The 888-nt window shown below is 66.2% G+C and carries 1 protein-coding gene; it reads right to left on the bottom strand.

Annotation, left to right across the window (positions count from 1 at the left end; genetic code table 11):
• Positions 1 to 357 precede the first annotated feature (357 nt).
• Positions 358 to 624 (bottom strand): YxzC family protein, encoded by a 267-nt coding sequence (locus AWQ68_RS00125; RefSeq protein WP_066932641.1) that lies wholly within the window; start codon positions 622 to 624, stop codon positions 358 to 360.
• Positions 625 to 888: the final 264 nt, after the last annotated feature.

Genomic DNA, 888 nt, shown 5'->3' with positions numbered 1-888 from the left:
GTAACTGTGGAGTCCGCCGAGGGGAAGGTCACGGGCCGCGGGACAAGCGCTCGCGCCATCCCGTCTGCCATCGACCCCACTGCGGAGCGGCAGCGGGCCGGCGACGGAGGTGCAAGCCCGGCTTGACGTGTCCCTTCGCCTGGGCACCTTCCACGGTCAGCGGATGCCAACGGTCACAGCCGGGCTTGCGGCGGAGGAGGCGGGCTGCTGGGCTTGCCTGGGGTCGATGGCTGGCGGGATGGCTCTCACATCAGCCACCCCACAACCCGCACATGCGTTCGATGCCGTCCCCGCGGGTCCCCCTTTATGACCGCCACATCTGGCATGTCCGTGGCATGAGCTTGATCCCCGTGAACATCACCCTGTCCGCCGCTGCTGAAGCTCGTGAAGCCACGCGCGCACCTGCTCGTCATCGTGGAGATAGTCTCCGGTTGGCCCTGCCAGGAGATCGATCCCGGCCAAGAGGTTCAGCGCCCACCACTCCGGGGCTTCCCAGACGAGATCACCATCGGTAACCCAACGTACGGCCCACCGGTCCGCTTCGTCACGGCTCAGCCGTCCCTCAAGAATCGCGACGAAACGCTCCTCGATCTCTTCGAGATCGGGCTGACCGCTCATGCGCATGCGCCGACTGTACAGAGCAGTGCGAAGGTGGTGTTGCTACACGGGATCTTCGTTCCGCGATAACTCGATGGAGGGCGGGGTCATGGGATTCTGCCTGTGTCCATGCTGTTCGGTGTCACGCGGACGGTGGGCGGTGGGCGACGGGCGGTCCCCGTATGCGAGGACACCAGGACAACGGGGCTCTCGGTTGCCTGGGGCTGATTGAGGACCCATCGGGCGAGCACGGACAAGACCTGGCCGACCTGCGGGAATCCCCAGCCGTCC

The sequence above is a fragment of the Microtetraspora fusca genome (assembly GCF_001570365.1).
Taxonomy (GTDB): Bacteria; Actinomycetota; Actinomycetes; order Streptosporangiales; family Streptosporangiaceae; genus Microtetraspora; species Microtetraspora fusca.
The sequence above is the reverse complement of the archived record's forward strand: the minus strand, read 5'-3'. Positions and strand labels throughout refer to the sequence as shown.